A 21,587-nucleotide genomic window follows, 5' to 3' on the forward strand; every position below is an offset into this window, starting at 1 on the left:
GATGGTGGCGATCCTCCGAAGGGAAAGCTTCCAGGATATGTGACTGCGGTGATCTTGGTGCGAAACATTCAGGTAAGAAAGCGAGCTCCTCCACCCCATCCATCACCGCCGCCCAAACCGTTCAAGCGCTGGCCTTTTTTGAGGGCGGCCGGTATTTTCAATGTTGGAGGGCCAATTGCTCAGCCGGCTCCAGCAGAACAGCCAAGCGCGATGCCTATAATCGCAATGGCGCGAGTGCACGAGTTCCCAACCGTCAATCCGATGGAAATTCACCTTGCGGTCGCCGAGCGAAAGGCTGTTCCCATGCGCATCGAGCGCAATTTCGATGCGCTGAACACCATCCGTCAGCGCGACCAAGCTCTTCAACAGCTGATGATACAGAAGGTTGTGCCAACAATCGTTGCAGCCCAACTTCCTACTGTAACGGAACAAGCCATTGGCGGCGACGATGTGTGCCCGCTCGCCTTCCTTTGGAAAGGTTTTGGAACGAGCCCGAATCCGGACCCCGCGTTGATGTGGCCGATTACGTGATGCGGGGGATGACGAATGAGAGCCGCTCGAGTTTAGATGAATACAAATATCGCAGGCCCTCCTGTGCGATATCGGAAATGCATCGCTGGTGGCTTCAGCGTCCAGGCCAAAACATCACGCTGTTGGCGAGATTTGGAAATTCTTCGACCTACTCAGTAAAATGCTTGTACCTCGCGGAAATGCAAAGGAGTGGGCTCCATGTTAAAAGAGATGATCGAACAAGCCGATGTCGAAACAGGCGCCTCCGGCCTTAGGAAGCTCAATTATGTTGCTGATGGCGTTGGCATGGCCACCTCTATCGGCGAACTCGTTACGGAAGCGGTCTACCTCGCTTCAAGATCCGGTGCTTGGTCAGCCGCAGGCATCGCAGTTGGTACGGTCGGGGTTTTGGCGCAGTACGTTGGAGTTTGGCTGACGATCGGCGGAGCTCACGCGGATGCAATGGCCGCAATTGCGAAAGACCATTTAGCGCGCGGAATAAGCTATGGCGTGGTGCTTGGCGCAAACGGCGCGAAACCAAATTACGCATACGACAATTTCTGGCTTCAAGCGCCGCCCAGCCTCCCCTTCTATCGTGAGTTCGAGAAAAAAGCCCAAAATCTCCAGAACTCTGGTCTAGTGGTGGGCTACAGTGAAGGTAAACAATTAAGCCCTGATGAGATGCGCACGTTTTTCGACGACATAATGGCGCGTATGAGTGAAGTCGATCAGGAGATATATGACTATAAGAGCACTCCTTGGAAGGAATGGAGTGCGGACAAGAAGCGTGATTTTTATTCAACAGCCGCAGCTATTTTTCGCCGCGATCATCTCGAATGAATCTTGGGCCGTAGCCGTTTTAGTTGTTTCCGCCGTGTTCCCACCTGCCAAAGCCATAAAACTCTCTGCTATAGCTCGTGTCCGCAGCGTAGCGGCGAGGATCGGAAATCCTTGCAACTCTGCGCCCTTCTTCAGAATTTCGATTGACCCCATCAGCGTGGTCAGAACCGTTGAGCAAACTATCTGGTAGGTCGAATCGATTTCTTCGTCGCTAACAGTTGGCTCAATGTTGATGCCATCGAACTGTCCATTAGTGCTCCGTATTGCGTAACGGCTGAGAGCAGTGATGCTGGGGTGCCCAGAATCTGATGAAAGTTGGGAGTAAAACAAATAAAGGCGTCCAAAATCGTCACTCAGTTCAGAAACGGTTTTTGGATTGAGCATTTTCCCGCGTCTGGCATTCTCGTTTTGTTGCATCCAAGTTCGAAGTCGAACCTGTATGGCTGGATCGAGGTCGGGATGATTTTCGAATAGATACTGGGTCTGAGAAGTTTTTCGCTTTGCTTCGTCAGCCAGCATCTTTTCAGCAAATTCGTTGCCTTCCTGTCGCAGACCGGCAACCCAAAAAGCGTTCTCGACACAACAGCGAGTCAGTGCTCTCGCTTCGACGATCCTTCGTTCTTCTAGTAGAAGAATTACACCTTTGAGATGCGACAGGGTCCGCCCGAGCAGGGCAATGGTTAGAGCTTTTTCGTCAGCAAAGCCCGCCTCCGTAAACTTTACGTCGGCCGCCGTTATGATTTCATAGCCCGCTCTTCCGATGTCAATGCATAAACTTGGCCAGCTTGCATGTTAGTCATGGCTACCGCGCTGTTTTGTGTTTCTTCTCTTCTTCGAACAAATCGCCGACCTTGATCCCCAAGGCTTGGCTGAAATGCCAAAGCGAAACGATTGTTGCATTTCGCTGGCCAAGTTCGAGACCGCTCACGTAGGCACGGTCAACTCCCATTTTTATAGCGACTTCGGCTTGGCTTAAGCCCGCCGCGATCCGCAGGCGGCGGGCATTGTGACCCACCAATTTTTGCACGTCCTTGGACATGCGGGACATTCAGGCCGATGTTGCATTTTAATGCGACGCATTATATTGCTCATACTGAAGTTGACCTATTTGGGATGTGACGGCAGACACAATGCAACCGCAACGCAAAAATCGGGGCAGGCCGCCGCCAGCGACGTTCGATATCGATACGTTGCCCGGCAGCGCCAACCTGACGGTGCTGGAAACGTGCGCGGTGCTGCGGCGAACACCCAGTGCTCTGGAGTTGTGGCGGCGAGACGGGACCCATCCGCTGAAGTGGCGCTATGTGGATGGCAAACCGCTCTACCGGGCCGATGCTGTGCGCGAATACATGGAGCTTCGAAATCAGCAGACAAAAAAAGGGCCGCCTCGAAAGGGGGCGCTTCGCGAGCAATGAACCCTTGCGACATCGACATCTCTAGCCACAGGCGACCATAGGCGACCATAAGCGTTCGTCTGTGTGTATCGGGTGCCCCGGCGGTGCCCGGACAAAGTCGGGGCACCCAGTTAGGGAGACAATCTCAGAAGTGCTTGTTTTTAAGGAGTTTCTGGTGGACGCACAAGGGATCGAACCTTGGACCTCTCCCGTGTGAAGGGAACTCAACCATAAGAGAACTCAAGGGGTTAGCGGCCGTTAGGTTTGTTTTCCCCAATTTTTCCACATCCCAGCAACTTTCAACCGCAAGACGAAATTCTATGTTAAGTCCCCTCTGGGGTGGGGCCAAAACCAACGAATCGTCCTGTTGAACAGGCTAATCACTCGATCCATTTCACGCGCGCCGCGAGAGCATAAGCCTCCAATGATACCTGGCGCTGAGCTTTTCGGAATAATTGAGAAGCGCCAAAAGAAGGGATTTGGTGTCGAATTTCTTGGCGCCGAGGACGACAAGGACGACACCAAGCGTTTAAAAAAGGCGCAGGCCACGACTGCTTTCGGCTTAGCTAATTCAAGATCGAAAACGACGCCGGTGCGAGATTCGCCACCATGCTGTTCGAATTCATTGATGACTCGCAAACAAGCTTCCCTCTCGTTGATCTTGAGACCTTCGCTGGCCGCGAGCTGTCCGGCAAGGAACTGGAGCGGGGAGCGAGTAGCGCGCACGTCGTCGTGAGACTTCCGTCTGACGGTGACTTCGATGACGGCAACTATCGATGCGCATTCGAAAACGTTTCGCCGATCACACGCATGGCAGTGGAGCGCTTTCTAAGCCGGCAGATCCGGCGGGACGGTGAGTGGGAATTTTCTGTAATGTCGGTCGACAAGAAATCGAAAAGCCGACGACGAAGGACTATCACTATCATGGTAAGTTCGACCTTGTAGCCGACTTTAGCCGCAAGCTCTCGCACGCTTCAGGTGACGGTAAAACGCTTTCCCAGATCATCTTCACCAAACGATCGGAAAGGCTATCGGTTGGGCAACAAACCGCCGTTAAACACGAAGAGGTTATTACCGACGTCGAAGTTCGCATTTCGGGCAAGCAGGCTCCGGCCGAACCGCAAGAAAGGCAAGGCTGGCTCACCCGAATAAGGAATAATTGGGAAGGACAGGGCTTCCAGACGAAACTCTATTACCGCTACGCGAGCGGTGGTGTAGTTGGCGGCAATTTGCACCGAGATATAGAGAGCGCCACAGACTTGATGCTTTGTCCCAGAGAATTCATTACACTTACCAAGCCGCCGAAGCGTTGGACTGCGAAATTCAATCAAGAGATTATCGGCAAGCTGAAGGAAATTTTGAAAAAAGACGAGCTATGGCAACGCGCGGGATAGGGTTGCGTGATGTAACCGAGAGGCACGTCAGTCGCCTGCGATTATTGGCTCCGTTGCGCTATCTGGCGATCCATCATCCGGAAAAAACGACGTATGATTGGATCGCACCGATCGGGGCAACTTTCGTCGCTTGCATAGTATATTTTTCGATCAGTCCCCATCCTGCGATTTTTGGTGAAGCTGGTGTTCTGAAATACGCGCGCGATCTGCTCATAATGGCAGTGCCATTTATGATCGGTGCATTGGCGGCGGTCGCTATGGGTTCGCCCGGCGCGCACCTGGATAAACGACCAGTAGGCGCGGACTTATTGCTGGACGGTGAAATTCTAACCTTGCGTCAGTTCGTTTGTTATCTTCTGGGATATCTGAGTTTCCTGAGCTTGATCGTGCTTCTGCTCGCGATCGTCGCCGCGTTGATGCACGATTCAGTTCTGAACTGGCTCGAACTTCACCCGAATTTTATGATGCCGGTGAGAATCGTCGGCGTTGTGGTGCTGTCGTTTTTATTGTCCAGCCTCACTGTCACTGTTCTTTGGTCGCTGTATTTTCTGACTGACGTTGTGAACCGCAAAGCCTAGTTCCTTGCCGTTTTAACGCTCACGGCGGGCAGCAGCACCGCCTGCATCGCATCCTCGCCCGGCACCACATGCGCGTAGCGCGACGCCGACTGTTCGCTCTTCCAGCGGCCGGTGCCGACAAGGCCCTTGGTGTCGCGGCCGGCATAGCGGCGCATCCAGGTGCCGTAGGTGTGGCAGAAGGTGTGGAAGGTGACGAAGTCGAGCTCGTATTTCGGTTTCGGCGGCGTCTTGCCGGCCTTGACACGCTTCGGCTTCGGCAGGCCGCAGGCGATCATGCAGGAAGCTTGCAGGAGGTAACGCAGCGAACCGCCTTGATGAAACCGGAACACGCGCTGGGTGCCGCGATCGAGCCCGCGCGGATGGTTGGCCATCTGCGCCACTAGGACCGGCGGCAGGAAGACCGGGCGGGGGTCGCCGTTCTTCGAGGTTCGGACGAACGCGAAGGCCTCGCTCAGCCGGAAATCGTTGCAGGTGAGCCGCAGCGCCTCGCTGATCCGGCAGCCGGTGTAGCAGAGGAAATGGCAGAAGATTCCGAACTCCGCATCCAGCGCGCCTGCTGTCTCGAATAAACGGAAGGCCTGCTCGGGCCACAGCCAGTCGGTAATGACCTTGCCGCGCGATCCCTTCGGGCGCCGGATCTTGAAATCGAACTCGCCGCCGACGCTTTTTAGGATCGCCGAGACCGGGGTGTAGACCTCGCGGCTGCGGGTCGCCGGCGACTGGGTGGGGAACAGCGCCAGGGCGCAGGTGTCGATCGCGACGCGCTCGATCTGGCGAAGCGGCGTGGTCTTGAAATATTCGAGCAGCTTGCCGGTCGGGCGCGGATCGCCGCCGCCATTCAGGTAGCCGACGACGGCGCTCGCGAACGTCGGTTCGCCCGCGGTCGCAAATTCACCACGTTCGATGTCGCGTTCCCACTGCCTGATGATTTTCGCGGCGAGGCGCTTTTCAACAGCCTTCGTGCTTCGGTCAACATATCGTCCGAGGTGCTTGCCACGGCCAGCCCAGAACGGCGTTTTGCCCGGGCGGGGCGGGATGAGCTTAATCGGCATCGCTCTTCCTCTCTGCAGGCTTCGCGGATCCGGGTGAGGTCAGTATCGTCAAAAGTCTTGGCGCGGCCAAGGGGAGCGTAGAACGGCCGGCCGGCAACGTCGAGGGGATGGGCGGCCAGCCAGTCCTGCAGCCAGCGTCGGCTCTTGTGAAGCCTCGCCGCGGCTCCGTCCATGTCGTAGACGTCGCTCACGGCGGGGAAACCTTCATGCCGCTGCCGGCTTTCATGTCGTCACCAAGCGGGTCGTGCCACGGCATCGAGGTCCATAGGGCTCGACAGCAATCTGACTGGCGCCGAACAGCCGCCGCATTGCGTGTTCGAGGTCCGCCTTCTTCAGGCCGTACTTCTTGGCCTCGGTCTCCTTGCCGAATACGGTCGGCGCATAATTTTTCGACGCGGCCTTCTCGCTGACATTGCGGCCCTGGCTGTTGAAGCGGTCCAGCAGCGCAACGAACAGTCGGTCGGCGGTATGCTCCTTCGCCATCTTTTCGACCGAGCCGATCCGGCCGACGGGGACGTAGACGCCGCGCTCCCAGCGCAGCTCGATGGTCCTGGCGATCGGGCCGTAGTTATTTTTCTTGAATTCCAGCTTCCGCAGGTTCGGATCGGGCTCATCGTCCTTGTCGGTCTTGACGGTGGTCAGGTAGGCCCGCGCCCGCACGCTGTTGTGCCAGCCGGTCGAGCCGGACATGCCGCTGCCGGAATTGATGCCGGTCAGGCTCGGGTGCGAATTGATGATGATGTAGGCGTTCGCCTGCATCGCCATCTTGCGCAGCATGCCGACGAACTGGCGCACCTGGGAGCGATCGTTCTCATTACCAGCGAATACGTCGGCCGAAGTGTCGATACCGATCAACACCGGCTTGATCTCGATCGCGGCCTTCATCAGGCGCTGGAACAACGGCGTCGGCTGCACCAACCCGGTGCGATCGGCGTGGCCAAGCACGGCATCCTCGCCCGCAAACGTCAGCAGGTGGATGTTGCCCTGCAGGTCGGGGAAATCCGCTTCGTAATGCTTCAGAATATCGGCGAGCCGGCGGTGTATTTCGTCGGTGTCGTCCTGGGCGCCGAAATACAGAAACGGTCCCGGCTCCGGCAACGTGCCCAACCAATCGCGGTCGAGCACATGGGCGACGCCGAGCTGCAGCAACAACAGCGTCTTGCCGGTGGCGCCTTCCCCTGACAAGAGCGCGGGACTGCGGCGCGGGAAGAGATCGCGTACGCCCCATTCCCGTGGCGGAACGCCTTCATTGACGCGCCATGTTGACGTATCGATGAAGGGCAGCGGATCTAGGATTGGCGACGGTGGTGCAGCCTTAGGATCGAACAGCGGCGCGCCCAGACAAAGCTGCTCCAACTGCTCCTTGCTATTGCCGGCGTCCAGGTAATCCGAGATGTCGCCGCCGGGCGGCAGGTCCGGCAGCAATACCAGCCGCACCGACGCCGCGACGCCGTGCAAGGCCAGCGCCGCCTTCTCGGCCTTCGCAGCGCCGGGTGCGTCGTTATCGACCAGGACGATGACATCGCGGCCACGCAGCGGCTCGGCCAGCTCCGGCGTCCAGGTGGTGCTGCCGGAGATCGTTGTCGCGGTCAGGTCGAGCGTGGCGACACGGTCGGCGTCCTTCTCGCCCTCGCATAGAAAAACTGTCGCGTCCGCAAACTTGAGCAGCTCGGGCAAGCGATAGAGCACGGGCTGCACATCGCCGAGGTTCCAAGCATAGCCGCCGCCCGCGACAAGCCGGCGCTGGCGAAAGCCCTTCGGCTCCATCCGCAGACCTCGTACAGCACCTCGCCGTCGGCGCTAACGTAGAAATAAGTTGCAACGACACGCGTCTGGGCCTCAGGCGCTGGCGGCGCTGATCGTGCCGGTGGCGATGATGCTGAAGGCGCCGGCTTTCCGTTGCGCAGTTCGGCGACAGCAAGGGCCATTTCCTTGCCCGGCGATATATACCCGTTGCTGCCCTTTCCATTGTGCCGCCACGGCTCCATGCCGAGCTTGCTGCAGACGTAATTCTTCGCGGCAATGGGATCGCCCCCATTGAACAGGTGCACCAGGAAGCCGTCCGGCGCGTCGTCACTGAGCTTGATGGACATGCCGCGATCAGCAGGCGAATGACCCGGTGCTGGCGCGAGCACCTGCCCGGCGCGAACCTCGCCGCCGAGCGCCTGCGCTATCCGGTGCAGCGACGGCATCATGAGGTGGTGACCTTCTGAAGAGCATTGAAATGCGAACGGCGCGCCCGGAGGCGCGCCGCATTCGTTGGTTCTCAAAACGGAATGTCGTCATCCATGTCATCGACCTCGCGGTCGCGTTGGACGGCAACCTTGCTCGCGCCGATCACGCGAGGATCATCACCTCCGTTGCCGCCACGGCTTGCGATAACCGGCGCGGGCGGGGTGTCGTAGCCGGCGTTGAGAAACACCGGGTATGAGGTGAAGCCGCCGTGCTTCTTGTTCTTGTAGCTGCCGGTCGAGAGCGTGACGATCGGATAGCCCAGATGCTTGTTCCGGGTGTAGCTCGCAACCTGCCCAGCGATTGCGCCCATGCCGCCAACAGATGCGATCTTAAATACGACGACGGCGCCGGTCTTGGCGTTCATCATCGGCAGGCCAAAGCCGTAGACCCAAGGATCACGACGTTTGCCGGCAGAGTCCAGTTCCCATTTCGCTTCATCATCAAGACCAAGGTCTTGGCGGCCGCGGCCATTGACGATGCGAAGTTCGGTATCGCCGTCATCATCCTCGGCAATCACCGCGCTGATCTCGGTGATCACCTTGCTGTCGCCAAAGCAGGTCCATGAGTGCGAGACCTGATCCGGATACAGTACGAAGCGCGTATCGGCGGGTACCGGGATTTCGGAGATCGTCCAGTTGCCGGAGTTGTACTTCAACAGCGTAACGTTCGCCGCCGCACGGGCGAGAGCTTCAAGGCGTTCGTCGGCGGTCTTGAGCTTGGCGGGGATCATATTCATGACTTCCTCTTTCTGTTTTCTGATCCGCTATTGCACATTCGGCATCGCGCCCGAGCGGGCGAACGCGGGCCGTTTTTTAGTTTCGGGCTTTTCGCCCTCCGCAAAAGTCCAGCGGCAACTCATCAGGATGCCGAGCTTGCTGCGTTCACCCCGCAGCACGAGAGGCCCATCCGCATCGGCGACCTCAAGGTGAAGGCGGTCGGACGGGAAGTTCGAGATCATCGCCGTCAGCTGCGGCAACGACATCGCGAGCCGGGCGCTGCCCCGCGTTTCCGCCGGAACGCGATCCTCGGCATCGCCGGGCTGTCGCGGCAGGAACAGGTGCAGCGGTCCCCCGTCGATCCAGGACAGAGCCAGCAACGGTAGCGCGCCATCAGCCACAGCCCCGACCCTTGCGAGCGCGCCGATCAAATCCGACCGCTTGCACTGCGCCAGGTTGATCGACGCGCGCGGCAGCAGGCGCTCGTAATCGGGATATTTTGCATCGATCAACGCCGTGACAAATTCGAAGCCCGGTCCGGTGACCGCGAACCGCGTGTGTGAACGCCGCAGCGTGATCCTGACGGGCTTGGTTTGCTTGAGCAGCCTGATCAACGCCATCGCGGCCTTCGACGGCACGATGAACTTGCGATCCGCCGAAAGATGGTCAGCGTTGATGCTGGCGCGCAGCAACTTGGTGCCGTCGGTGGCGACGGCAACGAGCTCGTCGCCAACGCTGTGCATGTAGAGCCCGGTCACAAAAAACCGCGTCGCCTCGGTGCTGGCGGCCGGAAGCACCTCGAACAGCGTCAGGAGATCGTTGCCGGCCACCTCGATGCCGGTGGTCTCGGTATCGAGCGCGAGCGCAGCCGGCACCTCGGGGAGGACCGGCAGATGAAAGCGGCTGTCGCCGCACAAGATCATCGTGGTGTTCGCGGTGGTGTTGATCGTGATCGAACTGCTGGATGAGAATCCGGCGATCAACCCGCCGAGGCGGTGGGCGGCGACAGTAACCTCGCCGGGCTCAGCGATGTCGGCGATGGCGGTGATCTTGATCGAGATGCCGGGCCCGGAGCAGGTGAAGGAGACCGCGCCCGTGTCGGCGACCACGTGCACGGGCGTGAGGTTATTGTTGCCGCGCATGGCCGTTGCAGCCAGGGACAAGGCGTCGGCGAGCGCGGCGGCGGGTGTGACGAGCTTCATCACGGCTACGTCGGTTCACAATTGAACAGATTGGCGGGGCAGTTACGGCAGGGGAGTTTCAGGCCAGGATTGAGCAGCTCCACATCGCAGGTGCGCGCAATGGTCCCGCAGTCCGGAAACGCAAGGCCTTCGATCAATTGAACCATCCACCCTTCGCGATACATTGCGGGCGGATTGACATTTCCCCGTTTGGGATTATTAGCCATAGGTACTCCTTGTTGTTTTCCGCGTTACAGCGCGGGTGATTCAATCCGGCAGAAGGCGTCCGCTCAAACCGGACGCCTTATTGTTTGGTGGGGTCGTCGAGGGCCTTCTCGATCAGATCGCGCACCGCAACGCTTAGCGGCGGAACGCGCGGCCTCCCTTTGCGCCAGCTTTCAATCTGATCGCGCATGGTGTGGCTGACGCGGACCTGTATCGCAGTCCATGGTCTTCGCTGGCGTCTCCGCTTCGCTTGCAGTGGTGTCATCGCAAGCGAGACGCTATGGCAGCTCGCGGCTGCTGTATCTCAGGGGTTGGTACCTGACAGTTGTTCGGCCAATTGCTTCTGGTGCCGGTGCAGGTCATTGATCAATTCAACGGCACTGGCGTCGGAACGAACATCGTCAAGACATGACTGCACGAACCGGGCGAACGGACCGGGCTGCCGGGAATCGGCAGTGGCGGCCGGTCCTTTCCCTGTCGCATGGCGATAGGCTACTTGGAGATCCTCGACGAAACTGCGCTCGGGTTCGCGCTTGGGGGGATGGTCCTGGGCCTTCGGCGCATGCAGCAGCGGTTTGAACGTCCTCGATCGCACCCCGCCAGCCCGTTTCCGGCCGTCTACCCGGACTCCACCAACCCGGCATAGCCGCACGATGGCGGCGCAGGCATCGTCCCGTTGTGCGGGATCAAGCAGGGCTCCCGGCTCTGGAATGCTGGTGTTCACGGTTCGATGGCTGCCACGCTTGTTCAGGATGGCGCGGGTTGTTTCCGAAAGCCGTTCGAGCCGGCGTACGACATGATTATAGTATCGCCGATCCGCGGCGCGGAGTAGTCCGTCTATTTCGGTGCGCACCTCGCCAACGGTGGGAGCACTGGCACGACGGACGTAAGCAAGGGCCGCCTCCCGGATGGTCGCCGCGAAAGCCGCGAAGTCCTCGGCCGGCTACTGGCAGCGGCATATCGCAGATTAAAAAAGCCCGGCAAGAGTTTCACACTGGAAAATGGGCGGTTCCCGGCGCATATTCCGAGAATGGCGACAATTGTCCGATGCAATTGCGGCGCCGAGTACGAACGCACTGAAGCAAAGTTCTTGATGCCGCATACGGGTCACGCTTCCTGTGAAGTCTGCGGGGCGGTATTAGAGTCTTGGTTGGAAAGCACCCACGTTGCCATATTCGGGCTGGTCAAACGTCCAGACGGAAAGCCAGCGCATATTCGTGGGATGGCACCTGCACCACCATTAACCCACGAAGAATTTGTCTCATTGCGGGACTGCGCCAAGGGTTTGATGCACCGGGCAATCCCAGCCGAACACAAAGACCGACTGATCAAACTAGAGTACATACAGGAATTGTCGGGCGGACTTCGACTGACGAACGCTGGCAGGCTGAGGATTGCGGAAGGCGAATGACCGGAACCCACCCCAAACGCCCTAGGGACCCCAACCAGCTCGCTTCAAACTGACCCACTACCCGGGGACGCGAGTTTCCAGCGCGCCGGGGCCCCCTCGCCAACCACCATTCCCCCGTTACCCTTTCGCGGCGCTGCAAGGATAGCCGCCCGGCGTGATCAGCCTCGATCGCATTCGCCAGTTCAAGCAATTTTTGCTCGGCGGCCTCGGGCGTCGCGAACGGGCGGTCTCCCTTGAATTTCATCTTGGCTACATGATCGCTATGCCGATGGCGTCGGCGTGGCGTTTCTCGCGCTTAGGGCCTCTGGGCATCATTCTCACCGAATCGGAACCAAATGAACGCGATCAATCGTTCCGCCACTCGCAGCAAAACTGTTCATTGCGGCCTCAATCAAGGCATCAACCTTGGCGACATCAAAAGCTGGATCGGCAGCATTCAGTTCAAGATCGGTTTCCACCACCAGGACTGTCTCTACACCATCTTTGTCTACTTCAATCGTCGTCCAGATGCTTTTGACATTGGGATTCTCAACCGTCATGGCATCCACTCCCTGCTTTCCGCTAAGCATACCACAGCTTGGACCGGTCCATCATAGCGGAAGCGATGGCTGGGACTGTAACATCTCGGAAGGCGGGTCCTCGCGCTCGCCGCTTGCGACGATCCTGAGCATTGTGTTGGGCAGCGGTCGCTGTAGCTGACCCGCTTCATTCCACGGCGCGTTTGGCGTGCCCTGGTCGATCCAACTCAAATTGAACTAGTCATCCTGAACCTAGCCATCAACGCCAGAGATGCCATGCAGTCGGGTGGCATTCTGACTCTCGAAACGTTCAATGAAGCTGGTTCATGGGACAACCTACACGAACGGCTTGAGGTTAATGCCTCGCGTGTGCGGGTCCATCGCTAGGAGCCGAAGGCACTCGGCCTCAAGTTCGGCTGCGGATTTACGTGGCAGCGCGCGGCTTAGGCGCCCGATCGATGACGCAAAGTGCCGTGCGTGGATCGTCGAGCGAGGGCTCGATCAGCACCCGGCGAGCGGCGCCCCTCTCGCGTCGTTCGGTTGCCGTAAAACGTACCCAGAGCGACACGTCCATCGTCAGTTTCTCCCACCACGGGAGAGGGTTGGAAGCTAACGCACCTGCAGAGGCGCCGGGGTCGCCATCGCCGCGACGCGGTGCTTCAATGCGTTCTGCACCTTCTCGAAAGCGCTAACCTCGATCTGGCGCACGCGCTCGCGAGAGACGCCGAATTCCTCGGCCAGCTCCACGAGCGTGATCTGTTCCTCGGCGAGCCGACGCGTTTCGAAGATGCGCCGCTCGCGCTTGTTGAGCACGGTGAGCGCATCGGACAGCGTCTTGCGGCGGTTATCGAACTCCTCGCTCGCGGCGAGCGTCGTCTCCTGGTCCGGGGATTCGTCCACCAGCCAGTCCTGCGACTCGCCGTCCTCGCGGATCGCGGCGTTGAGCGAGGCGTCGCCGCCAAGCCGCCGGTTCATGTAAATCACGTCCGTTTCGGTGACGCCGATCCGCCGGGCGATGATCTTCACCTGGTCCAGCCGCATATCGCCTTCGTCGAGGATGGAGATTTTGCTCTGGACCTTGCGGAGGTTGAAGAACGCCTTCTTCTGGTTGGCCGTGGTGCCCATCTTCACCAGCGACCACGAGCGCAGGATGTATTGCTGGATCGCCGCCTTGATCCACCACACGGCGTAGGTGGCGAACCGGAAGCCCTTCTCCGGCGCGAAGCGCTCGACCGCCTGCATCAGGCCGACATTGCCCTCGGAGATCACCTCGGAGATCGGCAGACCGTAGCCGCGATAGTCCCTGGCGATCTTGGTCACGAGCCGCAGATGGCTGGTGACCAGCTTGTGCGCCGCGTCGCGATCGCCGTGCTCGCGCCAGCGCTTGCCTAGCAAGTATTCTTCCTGGCGCTGCAACATCGGGAACCGCCGGATTTCCTCAAGATAATGGGTGAGGCCGGGTTCGGCCGTAAGGATCGGCAGGGCCGCGTTGCGGGCCATGATCAAGCCTTCCAACTAGTTTCGAAACAAAATTGTCTGCATCCGATCGGTTGTCAAGTTAATTTCGAAACGCTATTATCTCTCGAAGAGGCAAACATGTCAGCGCGCGAAACGGCAGAGCTCCTGCTGCAGGTGGGACGGCTCGTACAAGCTGAGGGCTATGACGGCGAGCTCAGTCCGGCCCAATGGATGGCGCTCCGCTTCTTCGCCCGTGCCAACCCGTTCTCGCGGACCCCGTCGGCATTCGCGGAATTTCAAGCGACCACCCGCGGCACCGCAACACAAGCCATTAAGGCGCTTGAAGCGGGTGGGTACTTGGTCCGACAGCCATTCAAGACGGACGGGCGAAGCGTAAGTCTGCGACTGACGAGCAAGGGCAGAAAGGCGCTTGCACGCGATCCTTTCGAAGTTCTGGTGCGCGCCGTGGATTCGCTCGACGCGACAGAGCGAACTGCGATGCGTCGCGCCCTGCACCAAGTGCTGTCCACTCTAGCTACGAGTGGGGCGCATCGGCGCTTCGGTGGTTGCCAGGACTGCACGCACTTCGGCAGAGAGATGTGCGGCAACCTGCCGAGCCCGGGCCCCTCGGCCGCTGAATGCCTGCTCCTCGGTGTTCCGATTCAGCTAGAGGACGTAGGTCTTCTGTGCGTCCATTTTCAACCAATGAACGGGCACCGCGAGGACTGAGGGACACCATGAATGAGTTCGCCGCTGCGATCTGCTGAAAGGACGCTTAATTGACCTTCGTCGTCAACGAGAGCTGTATTCGCTGCAAAATCATGGATTGCGTCGACGTGTGCCCCGTGGACTGCTTCTACGAGGGCGAGAACATGCTCGTCATCCACCCGGACGAATGCATCGATTGCGGGGTCTGCGTGCCGGAATGCCCGGTCGACGCGATCAAGCCTGACACCGAGCCGGGGCTTGAGAAATGGCTGTCGCTGAATGCGGAATACGCGAAAATCTGGCCAAATATTTCGGTCAAAAAAGCGCCCCCGCCCGACTCTAAGGAGTGGGAGGGGAAGCCGGACAAACTCCCATACTTCTCACCAAATCCCGGCGCGGGTGATTGAGGCGGACAGCGCCCGCCGCCGCAACATTCACCTTCGCAGTTTGCGAGCCTTATGCGGGCGAAGGTTGACACGAGGGCAAGCAACATGACCGAAGCTCTTGCTAGCAAAACCTGTACTCCCTGTCGCGGGGGAATACCCCCACTCACGCGCGAGCAAGCTGAGCTCTTTCACGCACAGGCCCCAGACTGGCAACTGCCGGAGGAAGCTCACCGCATCGAGCGGAGTTTCCGGTTTCGCAATTTCCGCGAGGCGCTTACCTTTGTTCAGGAGATTGGTGAACTCGCGGAAGCCGAAGGCCATCATCCGAATATCAGCTTTGGTTGGGGCAATGCGACGGTCTCTCTGCAGACCAAGAAGATCAAGGGACTGCATGAGAACGACTTCATCATGGCCACCAAGATTGACCACATATTCGCTCGCACGGCCAGGGCGTGAACGAGTTCTGGCTGTCCTGCAACTTGCGCCCCTTTTACGGTGCCGAGCGCGTTCTTCGACGTGCAGCAGACTGATGCCGTGATGCGATAGCCGTTGGAGCCCTGCTGCGATTGGGGTCAAAGCAACCTAGACTTCCGCCCTTGGCACATCCTGGAAGGGCCGCCCGAGCGCGTTTTACCGCGGCTTACTTTTCCAGAGCGGACTCTAGCAAGCCGTCCAACAACGCGTTTATGAGTTCACGCCCTAATACTTCGGATTGAACGGAAAGGCCGGCGAACTGATTTAACTGCCTTCCAGTTCGAAACCCGCCCTAAGGTGGACTTGGTAATGAGTCACGTATCCATCCTTAATGGATCCGACTTCCTATAACTAGACGGCTGAAAGATTAGCCTGACGCAAATCAAGGTCAACGTCCAACCGGTTTGCGACGTGCTATTGGTAGCGAGGCAAAGACACTCATTGGGAAGCAAACCCGGCGAAAGATCATGAGTTTCTTCGAGCGTCTAAAGACAGCAGCATCCGCCGAGTGGCGGGCCTACACCGAGCACCCGTTCACGAACGGGTTGGCAGACGGTTCGCTCGCCGAAGCGGCGTTTCGTCACTACCTCGTTCAGGACTACCTGTTCCTCACCGAGTTTGCTCGCGCCTACGCGCTCTCCGTCTACAAGTCGCCCAAGCTCGCTGACATGCGCGAAGCGGCGGCCGGCCTCTCGGCCATCCTCGACATCGAGATGAACCTGCATGTGAAGCTCTGCGCCGGCTGGGGCCTGTTGGCCAGCGATCTTGAACAAACCCCTCCGGCGGTCGAGATGCTGGCCTATACACGCTACGTGCTCGACGCGGGAATGCGCGGTGATCTGCTGGCACTCAAGGTGGCGCTTGCCCCCTGCGTGATCGGCTACGCGGAGATCGCGGCGCGGCTCGCCTCGCGACCTGGTGCGCTCGCTGCAACGAACCCATATCGCGTTTGGATCGCCGAGTATGCCGGTGCACCATACCAGGAGGTCGCGGCGAAAGCGCGGGCGCACCTGGAAGATCTCGCCGATCTCTACGCCACGCCGGCCCGCGAGGCAGAACTGATCGTGATCTTCAAGGAAGCTACCCGGCTCGAAGCCGACTTCTGGGAAATGGGCTGGCGTGCGGGTCACCGCGTTGAATAGCTGACGCGTTTTTCTGATGGCGGACGGGCAGAACTACCCAGCCTTCCGCTGACGGGCCGGGCGCTTCGTCTCCTTGGCGGCGCCCTTGGTTTTGGCTTCACTCTTGCCTTCGCCCTTGCCGGAAATAGCCATCAGCATTTCTCGCTGGCCCGATGCCTCCTTGGGCTTTTGACCCTTGGCCGCCTGCGGTGCCGACTTGCCGGCGGTGCTCAGGCTCTTGCGGAGCGCATCCAGCAGATTGACGACGTTGCCGGTATCGCGCTGCTTCACTGCGTTGCGTACCGGCTCGCCCTTGCGCTTCGCGTGGAGGAATTCACAGGGGCAGTCACAGGAAATGACGGGAGACCGGGTTGTCCCGATCACCTGTCCGGCGTGACGCACTTGGGCCAACCACTTGGGCCAATCCTGGATTTCGATGGGGGTTATAGATTTGATTTGGGTAAGGGGAGAACGGAATTTTTTTTGAAAACATGACTGGACAGGCAAATCACCAGAGTGAGCCGTTCCGACAAATCAGTCTTACTCATAAGTCCGCAGGGCGGATTGGCAGGTCGCGCAAATGTGCGTCCCAACGCAGCTCTCTTTCTGAAAGCTCGCGCCGCGTAAATCTTCGTGAACTGGCCCCGGATATTTGTATTTCTGCATCGTTCGGCCGCATTGTACGCTTCTTTCATGAAACTCGGAAAATAATGCCAGGTCGTAAGGGAGATGGACATGACAGTTTCAACGGAACGTGCCGTTCTTGCCGGCGGTTGCTTCTGGGGTGTGCAGGATCTATTGCGCCGGTATCCCGGCGTGATTTCAACCAGGGTGGGCTACACCGGCGGCGAGGTGCCGAACGCGACCTATCGCAATCACGGCAATCACGCGGAAGCCATCGAGATCATCTTTGATCCGCAGGTCATCAGCTATCGCAGCCTGCTGGAATTTTTTTTCCAGATCCACGATCCGACCACGTTGAACCGCCAGGGCAACGATCAGGGAGCGAGCTACCGGTCGGCTATCTTCTATACCAATGAGGAGCAGAGGCGGATCGCGGAAGACACCATGGCCGATGTCGATGCTTCCGGCCTTTGGCCGGGCAAGGTTGTCACCGAGGTTGCGCCGGCCGGACCATTCTGGGAGGCCGAACCCGAGCATCAGGATTATCTGGAGCGTTACCCGGACGGCTACACGTGTCACTTCATTCGGCCCGACTGGAAGCTGCCGAACAGGGTGGAGAAATCTGAATCAGGCGCGCGCGGAGTGACGGCCGCGTGACCAAAGGCTCCGATCTTCTGGTGGCTGCCCTCGAGAACGAGGGCGTCGCGTGCATCTTCGCGATCCCCGGCGAAGAAAATCTCGACGTGCTGGAGTCGCTGCGGCGCTCGAAGATCAAGCTCGTGCTGACGCGGCACGAGCAGGCTGCCGGCTTCATGGCGGCCACCTACGGGCGTCTCACCGGACGCGCGGGCGTCTGCCTGACGACGCTCGGCCCCGGTGCGCTCAATCTGACGACGAGCGCCGCCTACGCGCATCTGGGCGCGATGCCGATGGTCATGATCACCGGACAGAAGGCGATCCGCAGCAGCCGGCAAGCGCGCTTCCAGATCGTCGACATTGTCGCGACCATGCGACCGCTCACCAAGATGGCGACCCAGATCGTCTCGGCGCAGAGCATTCCGACCCTGGTTCGTGACGCCTTCCGGGTTGCGCAGCAGGAGCGGCCGGGCCCGGTTCATCTCGAACTGCCGGAGGATATCGCGGCCGAAGATGCTGCAGCCGAGATCATTCCCCCGCATGTCGTCGAGCTGCCGGTTGCGCCGGCGGCGGCGATCGAACGCGCCGCCGCCATGATCATTGGCGCCAAAAGGCCACTCGTCATGCTGGGCGCCGCGGCGAGCCGCCCGCACCTCGCCGAGCCGTTATCGGCATTCGTGCGACGTGCCGGAATTCCGTTCTTCAATACCCAGATGGGGAAGGGCGCCGTCAATGCGGGCTCCAACCTCTACATCGGCACGGCCGCGCTGTCGGAGCGGGATGGGGTTCACGAGGCGATCGACCGCGCCGACCTGATTGTCTCGATCGGCCACGATACCGTCGAGAAGCCGCCTTTCCTGATGGGCCACAATGGACCGCAGGTCATCCATGTCGGTGCGACGCCGGCGACGGTGGAACAGGTATACTTCCCGCAAGCGGAGATCGTCGGAGATGTCGGCGCCAGCCTCGCGGCTCTCGCCGGCCGCCTGGAGGGCAAACTCCCCAATGCCTCGGCATTGCTGGGTTTGCGGGAAGCGATTCTGGCGCGGCTCGCAGAGCGTTCGACCGAGGACCGGTTTCCGCTGACGCCTCAGCGCATCGTGCACGACGTCCGCCAGGTCATCCCGCCGGACGGCATCGTTGCTCTCGACAACGGCATGTACAAGATCTGGTTCGCCCGCAACTATCGCACCAGCGTCGCCAATACGCTGCTGCTCGACAACGCGCTGGCGACGATGGGAGCGGGTCTTCCTTCGGCGATCGCGGCCTCGCTGATAAATCCGGACCGGCGCGTGCTCGCCGTCTGCGGCGACGGCGGCTTCATGATGAATTCCCAGGAGCTTGAGACGGCGGTGCGGCTCAAGCTGAACCTCGTCGTACTCGTGCTGGAGGATCACGCCTACGGGATGATCCGATGGAAACAGGAAGTCGACGGGTTTTCCGACTTCGGACTGGACTTCGGTAATCCGGACTTCGTCGCGTATGCGAAGTCATATGGCGCCAAGGGCTCCCGCGCCGGCAGCGCCAGCGAATCCCCGACGATGCTGGAAGCGGCCTTCCGGGAAGGCGGTGTGCATCTGGTCGTGGCGCCGATCGACTACAGCGAAAATATGCGCGTGCTCGTGCGTGAACTGCATTCGGTGTAGTTACGTCGAATTGTAGCCCGGATGGAGCGCAGCGCAATCCGGGGTGGCTCGTAACGGCAATAGCCGGATTGCGGTGCTCGACATGGACGTGACCTCAATACATTGCAATTATCGCAATCGGAGCTCCGATCAACATGAGCCTGCCGAACACTCCATTCGACCCGGCGCGCGAGGCAGCCCTGGTAACCGGTGCGGGAAATGGCATCGGCCATGCCATCGCCCAAGCCTTAATCGGCGAAGGCGTGCGAAGCCGTGAAACTGCAGCGGGCGAACAGAAGCCGCCGTATTGAGGGTAGCCCGGATTTCGCTCCGCTTCGGCCATAGCCATTTGGCTGGCGACGGCGTGTAGTCTGGTGTAAGGGCTGCGCGGCAACGATTTGTTTGAAATACCGGCTGTGGTTCGATTCTAACATTCGCATTCCGTCTCAGTTGGCGTCGTTGCGAATGTTACAATCGAAGGACCACTAGAATCCCTTTCGGAGCTGCCCGTGAACGAGACACTGGTTTCAACCTGTCAGATGTTCCTTGTCCCGCTGACGATCCTGTTCGCAGCCGTTGGCGTCGCCAACACGCGATTTGTAAAGCTGCTGGTGTGCCTATTGGGCGTCGCGATTGCCGCGCTGTGGATCTATCGCGTGTGGCTTTGGACCGGGCTGTCGCTGCTCGACCGCCGCACCGGCGTCGGCCTCGCCGGACTGTTCGCGTTCTGCTGGGTGCTGACACTGCTGAATCAACTGAAGAGCATGATCTCGCAGCGGTGATAGATCAAAAGAGGACGTGGGGAATGCCGGGTGCCCATCCGGTCGTGCCGCAAGGCGGCGAGGAATGTGAGCGTTTGCCAATGCCGTGCGACGCCTGTCCGCGCAGGCGCTGTCCTCTCTGCCTCCAACCATGGGTGCGGACGATGTTGGTCTTGGCCCAGGTCTCATCGATGAAGACGCCGTCGATAGTCCACGAATAACAGGGAGGGCGTCAGCGAAAAATTCAGGACGCCCGGAGGACAGGCGCCCTCGATGGAGCACAGGTACTTCTCGTTGGCGCCCCAGCGATGACAACAGGGCAAATACTGCTCTTACTTGGATCCGGTGGCCTGTCATCCCGTTGCAAATCCTGAGGGTATACCGTTGTTGTCCGAAGATGATTTTGAAAGCAGTCTCGAAACCGTTCGCGAGGCGGCGGCCGGATCAATTGAGGGGGTCTTCGGTCCCGCCTCACTGACCTGGCGGGTCGACCGCGAGGCGGCCGTCTTCCTTGGCGCCGGCCGCGCCTTGTTGCTTCAGTTGGCGCATCCCTGGGTCGCCGCTGCCATCGCCGAGCATTCCCGGACTTTTGCTGATCCGATTGCCCGGTTCCACCAAACGTTCGACACTGTTTTCACGATGGTGTTTGGCACGCGCGATCAGGCGCTGGCTGCGGCCCGGCGACTGCATCGGCGTCATGCCGCGGTGACAGGAATGTTGCCGTGGACGGCTGGCTGCTTCGCCGCGGGCACTCAATACCGCGCCAATGAGGTCTCGGCGCTAAGGTGGGTGCACGCCACGCTCGTGGAGACCGCCTTGTTGACACATGATCTCGTCTTGCCTGCGCTCCCGGATAGCGAGCGTGAAAAATACTGGGTCGAGGCCCGGCTGTTCGCGGCCTTATTCGGCGTTCGGCAAGCCGATTTACCATCAAACTGGACGTCGTTCATTGCCTACAATGAGGCGATGTTGCGGTCGGATCTTCTCACTGTTAGCCCCGCCGCCCGCGAGATAGCTGAGCAAATCTTCTCCGGGCGCGCGACAAAATTGCGCGCGCCGAAGTGGTATCTAGCGCTGACGACCCACTTGCTGCCAGAGCGATTACGCGGAGAATTCGGATTGGTCTTCGGCGAACGTGAACAGCGTCGCATGAACTTGGCGCTCGCGCTGATCCGGCGGCTCTATCCTCGGCTTCCAATGCGCATACGAGCCGTGGGCCCTTATCAGGAGGCCCTGGCGCGCTTGCAAGGCGAGAGGCAGCCCGACTTGGCGGTGCGTTGGCTCAACAGAGTTTGGATCGGCCGGCCGATGATGGAATAGAATCGCGGAATGGATCGCAAGCCAGATAACAGAAGCCTGCCGATGGGAGCAGCTTTCCCCATTGGCTCCCCCTTGAGTCATGGCGGGGCATCTTGAATCGGAACTTCCGTTTTTGGGGGCGGGCTCAATTGGTCAGCGCAACACTCTAATCTTTTAGCAAAGATGGAGTGTGGGCATGAAACAGCGACGTCGCATTTATTACTCGACCGCTCAGCGGTCTGAGATCTGGGATCGCTGGCAAGCCGGCGAGCCGATGAGTTCGATCGGACGCCGATTTGACCGGGAGTCCTCGTCGGTCTTCTCTGTGATCTCGCCAACCGGTGGCATACGTCCTCCCGATCGGCACCGTGCCAAACAGGCGCTCGGCCTTTCTGAACGAGAGGAAATCTCTCGATGGCTCAGCATGCGCTGCTCGTTGCG

At 59.6% G+C, this 21,587-nt stretch carries 25 protein-coding genes, 1 tRNA gene and 2 pseudogenes; 16 read left to right on the forward strand and 12 right to left on the reverse strand.

Annotated features, from left to right (window positions below; all coding sequences use genetic code 11):
• Both N554_RS41210 and N554_RS0127335 read left to right on the forward strand, forming a co-directional pair.
• The coding region (locus N554_RS41210; protein ID WP_210165384.1) for a hypothetical protein at positions 1–531 on the forward strand (531 nt) is incomplete at its 5' end.
• 198 nt (positions 532–729) lie between these two features.
• Positions 730–1,350, forward strand: a complete 621-nt coding sequence (locus tag N554_RS0127335; protein ID WP_029586405.1) for a hypothetical protein — start codon at positions 730–732, stop codon at positions 1,348–1,350.
• Here N554_RS0127335 and N554_RS40380 read toward each other — a convergent pair.
• Together N554_RS40380 and N554_RS0127345 are read right to left on the reverse strand one after the other, a co-directional pair.
• Complete coding sequence (locus N554_RS40380) at positions 1,309–2,118, reverse strand: DUF5677 domain-containing protein (RefSeq protein ID WP_371259529.1); 810 nt, start codon at positions 2,116–2,118, stop codon at positions 1,309–1,311. The genes N554_RS0127335 and N554_RS40380 overlap by 42 nt on opposite strands.
• A gap of 34 nt (positions 2,119–2,152) precedes the next feature.
• Complete coding sequence (locus N554_RS0127345) at positions 2,153–2,389, reverse strand: helix-turn-helix domain-containing protein (RefSeq protein WP_029586406.1); 237 nt, start codon at positions 2,387–2,389, stop codon at positions 2,153–2,155.
• A gap of 91 nt (positions 2,390–2,480) precedes the next feature.
• On the opposite strand from N554_RS0127345, the gene N554_RS0127350 reads away from it, so the two are divergent.
• Complete coding sequence (locus tag N554_RS0127350; RefSeq protein WP_245283727.1) at positions 2,481–2,765, forward strand: hypothetical protein; 285 nt, start codon at positions 2,481–2,483, stop codon at positions 2,763–2,765.
• 152 nt (positions 2,766–2,917) lie between these two features.
• Here the strand turns inward: N554_RS0127350 and N554_RS40385 are convergent.
• Positions 2,918–3,034, reverse strand: a tRNA-OTHER gene (locus N554_RS40385).
• A 567-nt stretch (positions 3,035–3,601) separates the two neighbouring features.
• Here N554_RS40385 and N554_RS0127355 point away from each other — a divergent pair.
• Together N554_RS0127355 and N554_RS37590 are read left to right on the forward strand one after the other, a co-directional pair.
• A complete protein-coding gene (locus N554_RS0127355) occupies positions 3,602–4,138 on the forward strand; it encodes a hypothetical protein (protein WP_029586408.1) in 537 nt (178 codons plus the stop codon).
• Complete coding sequence (locus N554_RS37590; protein ID WP_156042131.1) at positions 4,120–4,716, forward strand: hypothetical protein; 597 nt, start codon at positions 4,120–4,122, stop codon at positions 4,714–4,716. Before N554_RS0127355 ends, N554_RS37590 begins: the two co-directional genes overlap by 19 nt.
• Here the strand turns inward: N554_RS37590 and N554_RS0127365 are convergent.
• Together N554_RS0127365 and N554_RS37595 are read right to left on the reverse strand one after the other, a co-directional pair.
• A complete protein-coding gene (locus N554_RS0127365) occupies positions 4,713–5,768 on the reverse strand; it encodes a tyrosine-type recombinase/integrase (RefSeq protein ID WP_029586410.1) in 1,056 nt (351 codons plus the stop codon). The two genes, N554_RS37590 and N554_RS0127365, sit on opposite strands and share 4 nt — an antisense overlap.
• A 222-nt stretch (positions 5,769–5,990) precedes the next feature.
• Positions 5,991–7,535 carry an AAA family ATPase gene (locus N554_RS37595; RefSeq protein ID WP_051677749.1) on the reverse strand — a complete coding sequence of 515 codons (1,545 nt, stop codon included), beginning with the start codon at positions 7,533–7,535 and terminating at the stop codon, positions 5,991–5,993.
• Positions 7,536–7,813: 278 nt separating this feature from the next.
• Here N554_RS37595 and N554_RS0127380 point away from each other — a divergent pair, with 278 nt between their 5' ends.
• Entirely contained in the window at positions 7,814–7,981 is a 168-nt protein-coding gene (locus tag N554_RS0127380; protein ID WP_156042132.1) for a hypothetical protein, read from the forward strand.
• Positions 7,982–8,034: 53 nt separating this feature from the next.
• Here the strand turns inward: N554_RS0127380 and N554_RS0127385 are convergent, their stop codons facing one another.
• The 5 genes from N554_RS0127385 to rpoH all read right to left on the reverse strand — a co-directional run bounded on the left by N554_RS0127385 (position 8,035) and on the right by rpoH (position 13,554).
• Positions 8,035–8,739, reverse strand: a complete 705-nt coding sequence (locus N554_RS0127385) for a hypothetical protein (protein WP_029586413.1) — start codon at positions 8,737–8,739, stop codon at positions 8,035–8,037.
• A 27-nt stretch (positions 8,740–8,766) separates the two neighbouring features.
• Positions 8,767–9,921 carry a DNA polymerase III subunit beta gene (locus N554_RS0127390; RefSeq protein WP_029586414.1) on the reverse strand — a complete coding sequence of 385 codons (1,155 nt, stop codon included), beginning with the start codon at positions 9,919–9,921 and terminating at the stop codon, positions 8,767–8,769.
• Between the two features lie 508 nt (positions 9,922–10,429).
• Positions 10,430–10,849: a hypothetical protein gene (locus tag N554_RS40390; RefSeq protein ID WP_156042133.1), complete on the reverse strand. Its 420-nt coding sequence runs from the start codon at positions 10,847–10,849 to the stop codon at positions 10,430–10,432.
• A 1,004-nt stretch (positions 10,850–11,853) separates the two neighbouring features.
• A complete protein-coding gene (locus N554_RS0127415; RefSeq protein WP_029586415.1) occupies positions 11,854–12,075 on the reverse strand; it encodes a hypothetical protein in 222 nt (73 codons plus the stop codon).
• Between the two features lie 588 nt (positions 12,076–12,663).
• A complete protein-coding gene (gene rpoH, locus N554_RS0127425) occupies positions 12,664–13,554 on the reverse strand; it encodes an RNA polymerase sigma factor RpoH (protein WP_029586416.1) in 891 nt (296 codons plus the stop codon).
• 96 nt (positions 13,555–13,650) lie between these two features.
• Between rpoH and N554_RS0127430 the strand changes: the two genes are divergently transcribed.
• The 4 genes from N554_RS0127430 to tenA all read left to right on the forward strand — a co-directional run bounded on the left by N554_RS0127430 (position 13,651) and on the right by tenA (position 16,222).
• A complete protein-coding gene (locus tag N554_RS0127430) occupies positions 13,651–14,241 on the forward strand; it encodes a MarR family winged helix-turn-helix transcriptional regulator (RefSeq protein ID WP_029586417.1) in 591 nt (196 codons plus the stop codon).
• Positions 14,242–14,291: 50 nt separating this feature from the next.
• Positions 14,292–14,627, forward strand: a complete 336-nt coding sequence (gene fdxA / locus N554_RS0127435) for a ferredoxin FdxA (RefSeq protein WP_029586418.1) — start codon at positions 14,292–14,294, stop codon at positions 14,625–14,627.
• Positions 14,628–14,711: 84 nt separating this feature from the next.
• Positions 14,712–15,062 (forward strand): 4a-hydroxytetrahydrobiopterin dehydratase, encoded by a 351-nt coding sequence (locus tag N554_RS0127440; protein ID WP_036054296.1) that lies wholly within the window; start codon positions 14,712–14,714, stop codon positions 15,060–15,062.
• Positions 15,063–15,547: 485 nt separating this feature from the next.
• Positions 15,548–16,222: a thiaminase II gene (gene tenA, locus N554_RS0127445; RefSeq protein ID WP_029586420.1), complete on the forward strand. Its 675-nt coding sequence runs from the start codon at positions 15,548–15,550 to the stop codon at positions 16,220–16,222.
• 33 nt (positions 16,223–16,255) lie between these two features.
• On the opposite strand, the gene N554_RS36490 is transcribed toward tenA, so the two are convergent.
• On the reverse strand, positions 16,256–16,492 hold the full coding sequence (locus N554_RS36490; protein ID WP_029586421.1) for a hypothetical protein: 237 nt from the start codon (positions 16,490–16,492) through the stop codon (positions 16,256–16,258).
• Positions 16,493–16,936: 444 nt separating this feature from the next.
• Between N554_RS36490 and msrA the strand changes: the two genes are divergently transcribed.
• The 4 genes from msrA to N554_RS0127470 all read left to right on the forward strand — a co-directional run bounded on the left by msrA (position 16,937) and on the right by N554_RS0127470 (position 19,868).
• Complete coding sequence (gene msrA, locus N554_RS0127455) at positions 16,937–17,482, forward strand: peptide-methionine (S)-S-oxide reductase MsrA (protein ID WP_029586422.1); 546 nt, start codon at positions 16,937–16,939, stop codon at positions 17,480–17,482.
• Positions 17,479–19,107 (forward strand): acetolactate synthase large subunit, encoded by a 1,629-nt coding sequence (locus N554_RS0127460; RefSeq protein WP_029586423.1) that lies wholly within the window; start codon positions 17,479–17,481, stop codon positions 19,105–19,107. Before msrA ends, N554_RS0127460 begins: the two co-directional genes overlap by 4 nt.
• 134 nt (positions 19,108–19,241) lie before the next feature.
• Positions 19,242–19,397 carry a hypothetical protein gene (locus N554_RS40395; RefSeq protein ID WP_371259528.1) on the forward strand — a complete coding sequence of 52 codons (156 nt, stop codon included), beginning with the start codon at positions 19,242–19,244 and terminating at the stop codon, positions 19,395–19,397.
• 198 nt (positions 19,398–19,595) lie between these two features.
• A complete protein-coding gene (locus tag N554_RS0127470) occupies positions 19,596–19,868 on the forward strand; it encodes a hypothetical protein (protein ID WP_029585701.1) in 273 nt (90 codons plus the stop codon).
• Between the two features lie 35 nt (positions 19,869–19,903).
• Here the strand turns inward: N554_RS0127470 and N554_RS42355 are convergent.
• Positions 19,904–20,046: pseudogene (locus N554_RS42355) on the reverse strand (IS630 family transposase); the annotation flags it as partial.
• Between the two features lie 185 nt (positions 20,047–20,231).
• Between N554_RS42355 and N554_RS0127475 the strand changes: the two are divergent.
• Together N554_RS0127475 and N554_RS41535 are read left to right on the forward strand one after the other, a co-directional pair.
• On the forward strand, positions 20,232–21,167 hold the full coding sequence (locus tag N554_RS0127475) for an oxygenase MpaB family protein (RefSeq protein ID WP_029586424.1): 936 nt from the start codon (positions 20,232–20,234) through the stop codon (positions 21,165–21,167).
• A gap of 175 nt (positions 21,168–21,342) precedes the next feature.
• Positions 21,343–21,587, forward strand: a pseudogene (locus N554_RS41535) (IS30 family transposase); the annotation flags it as partial.

Source organism: Bradyrhizobium sp. URHD0069 (genome assembly GCF_000701345.1).
Taxonomy (GTDB): domain Bacteria; phylum Pseudomonadota; class Alphaproteobacteria; order Rhizobiales; family Xanthobacteraceae; genus Bradyrhizobium.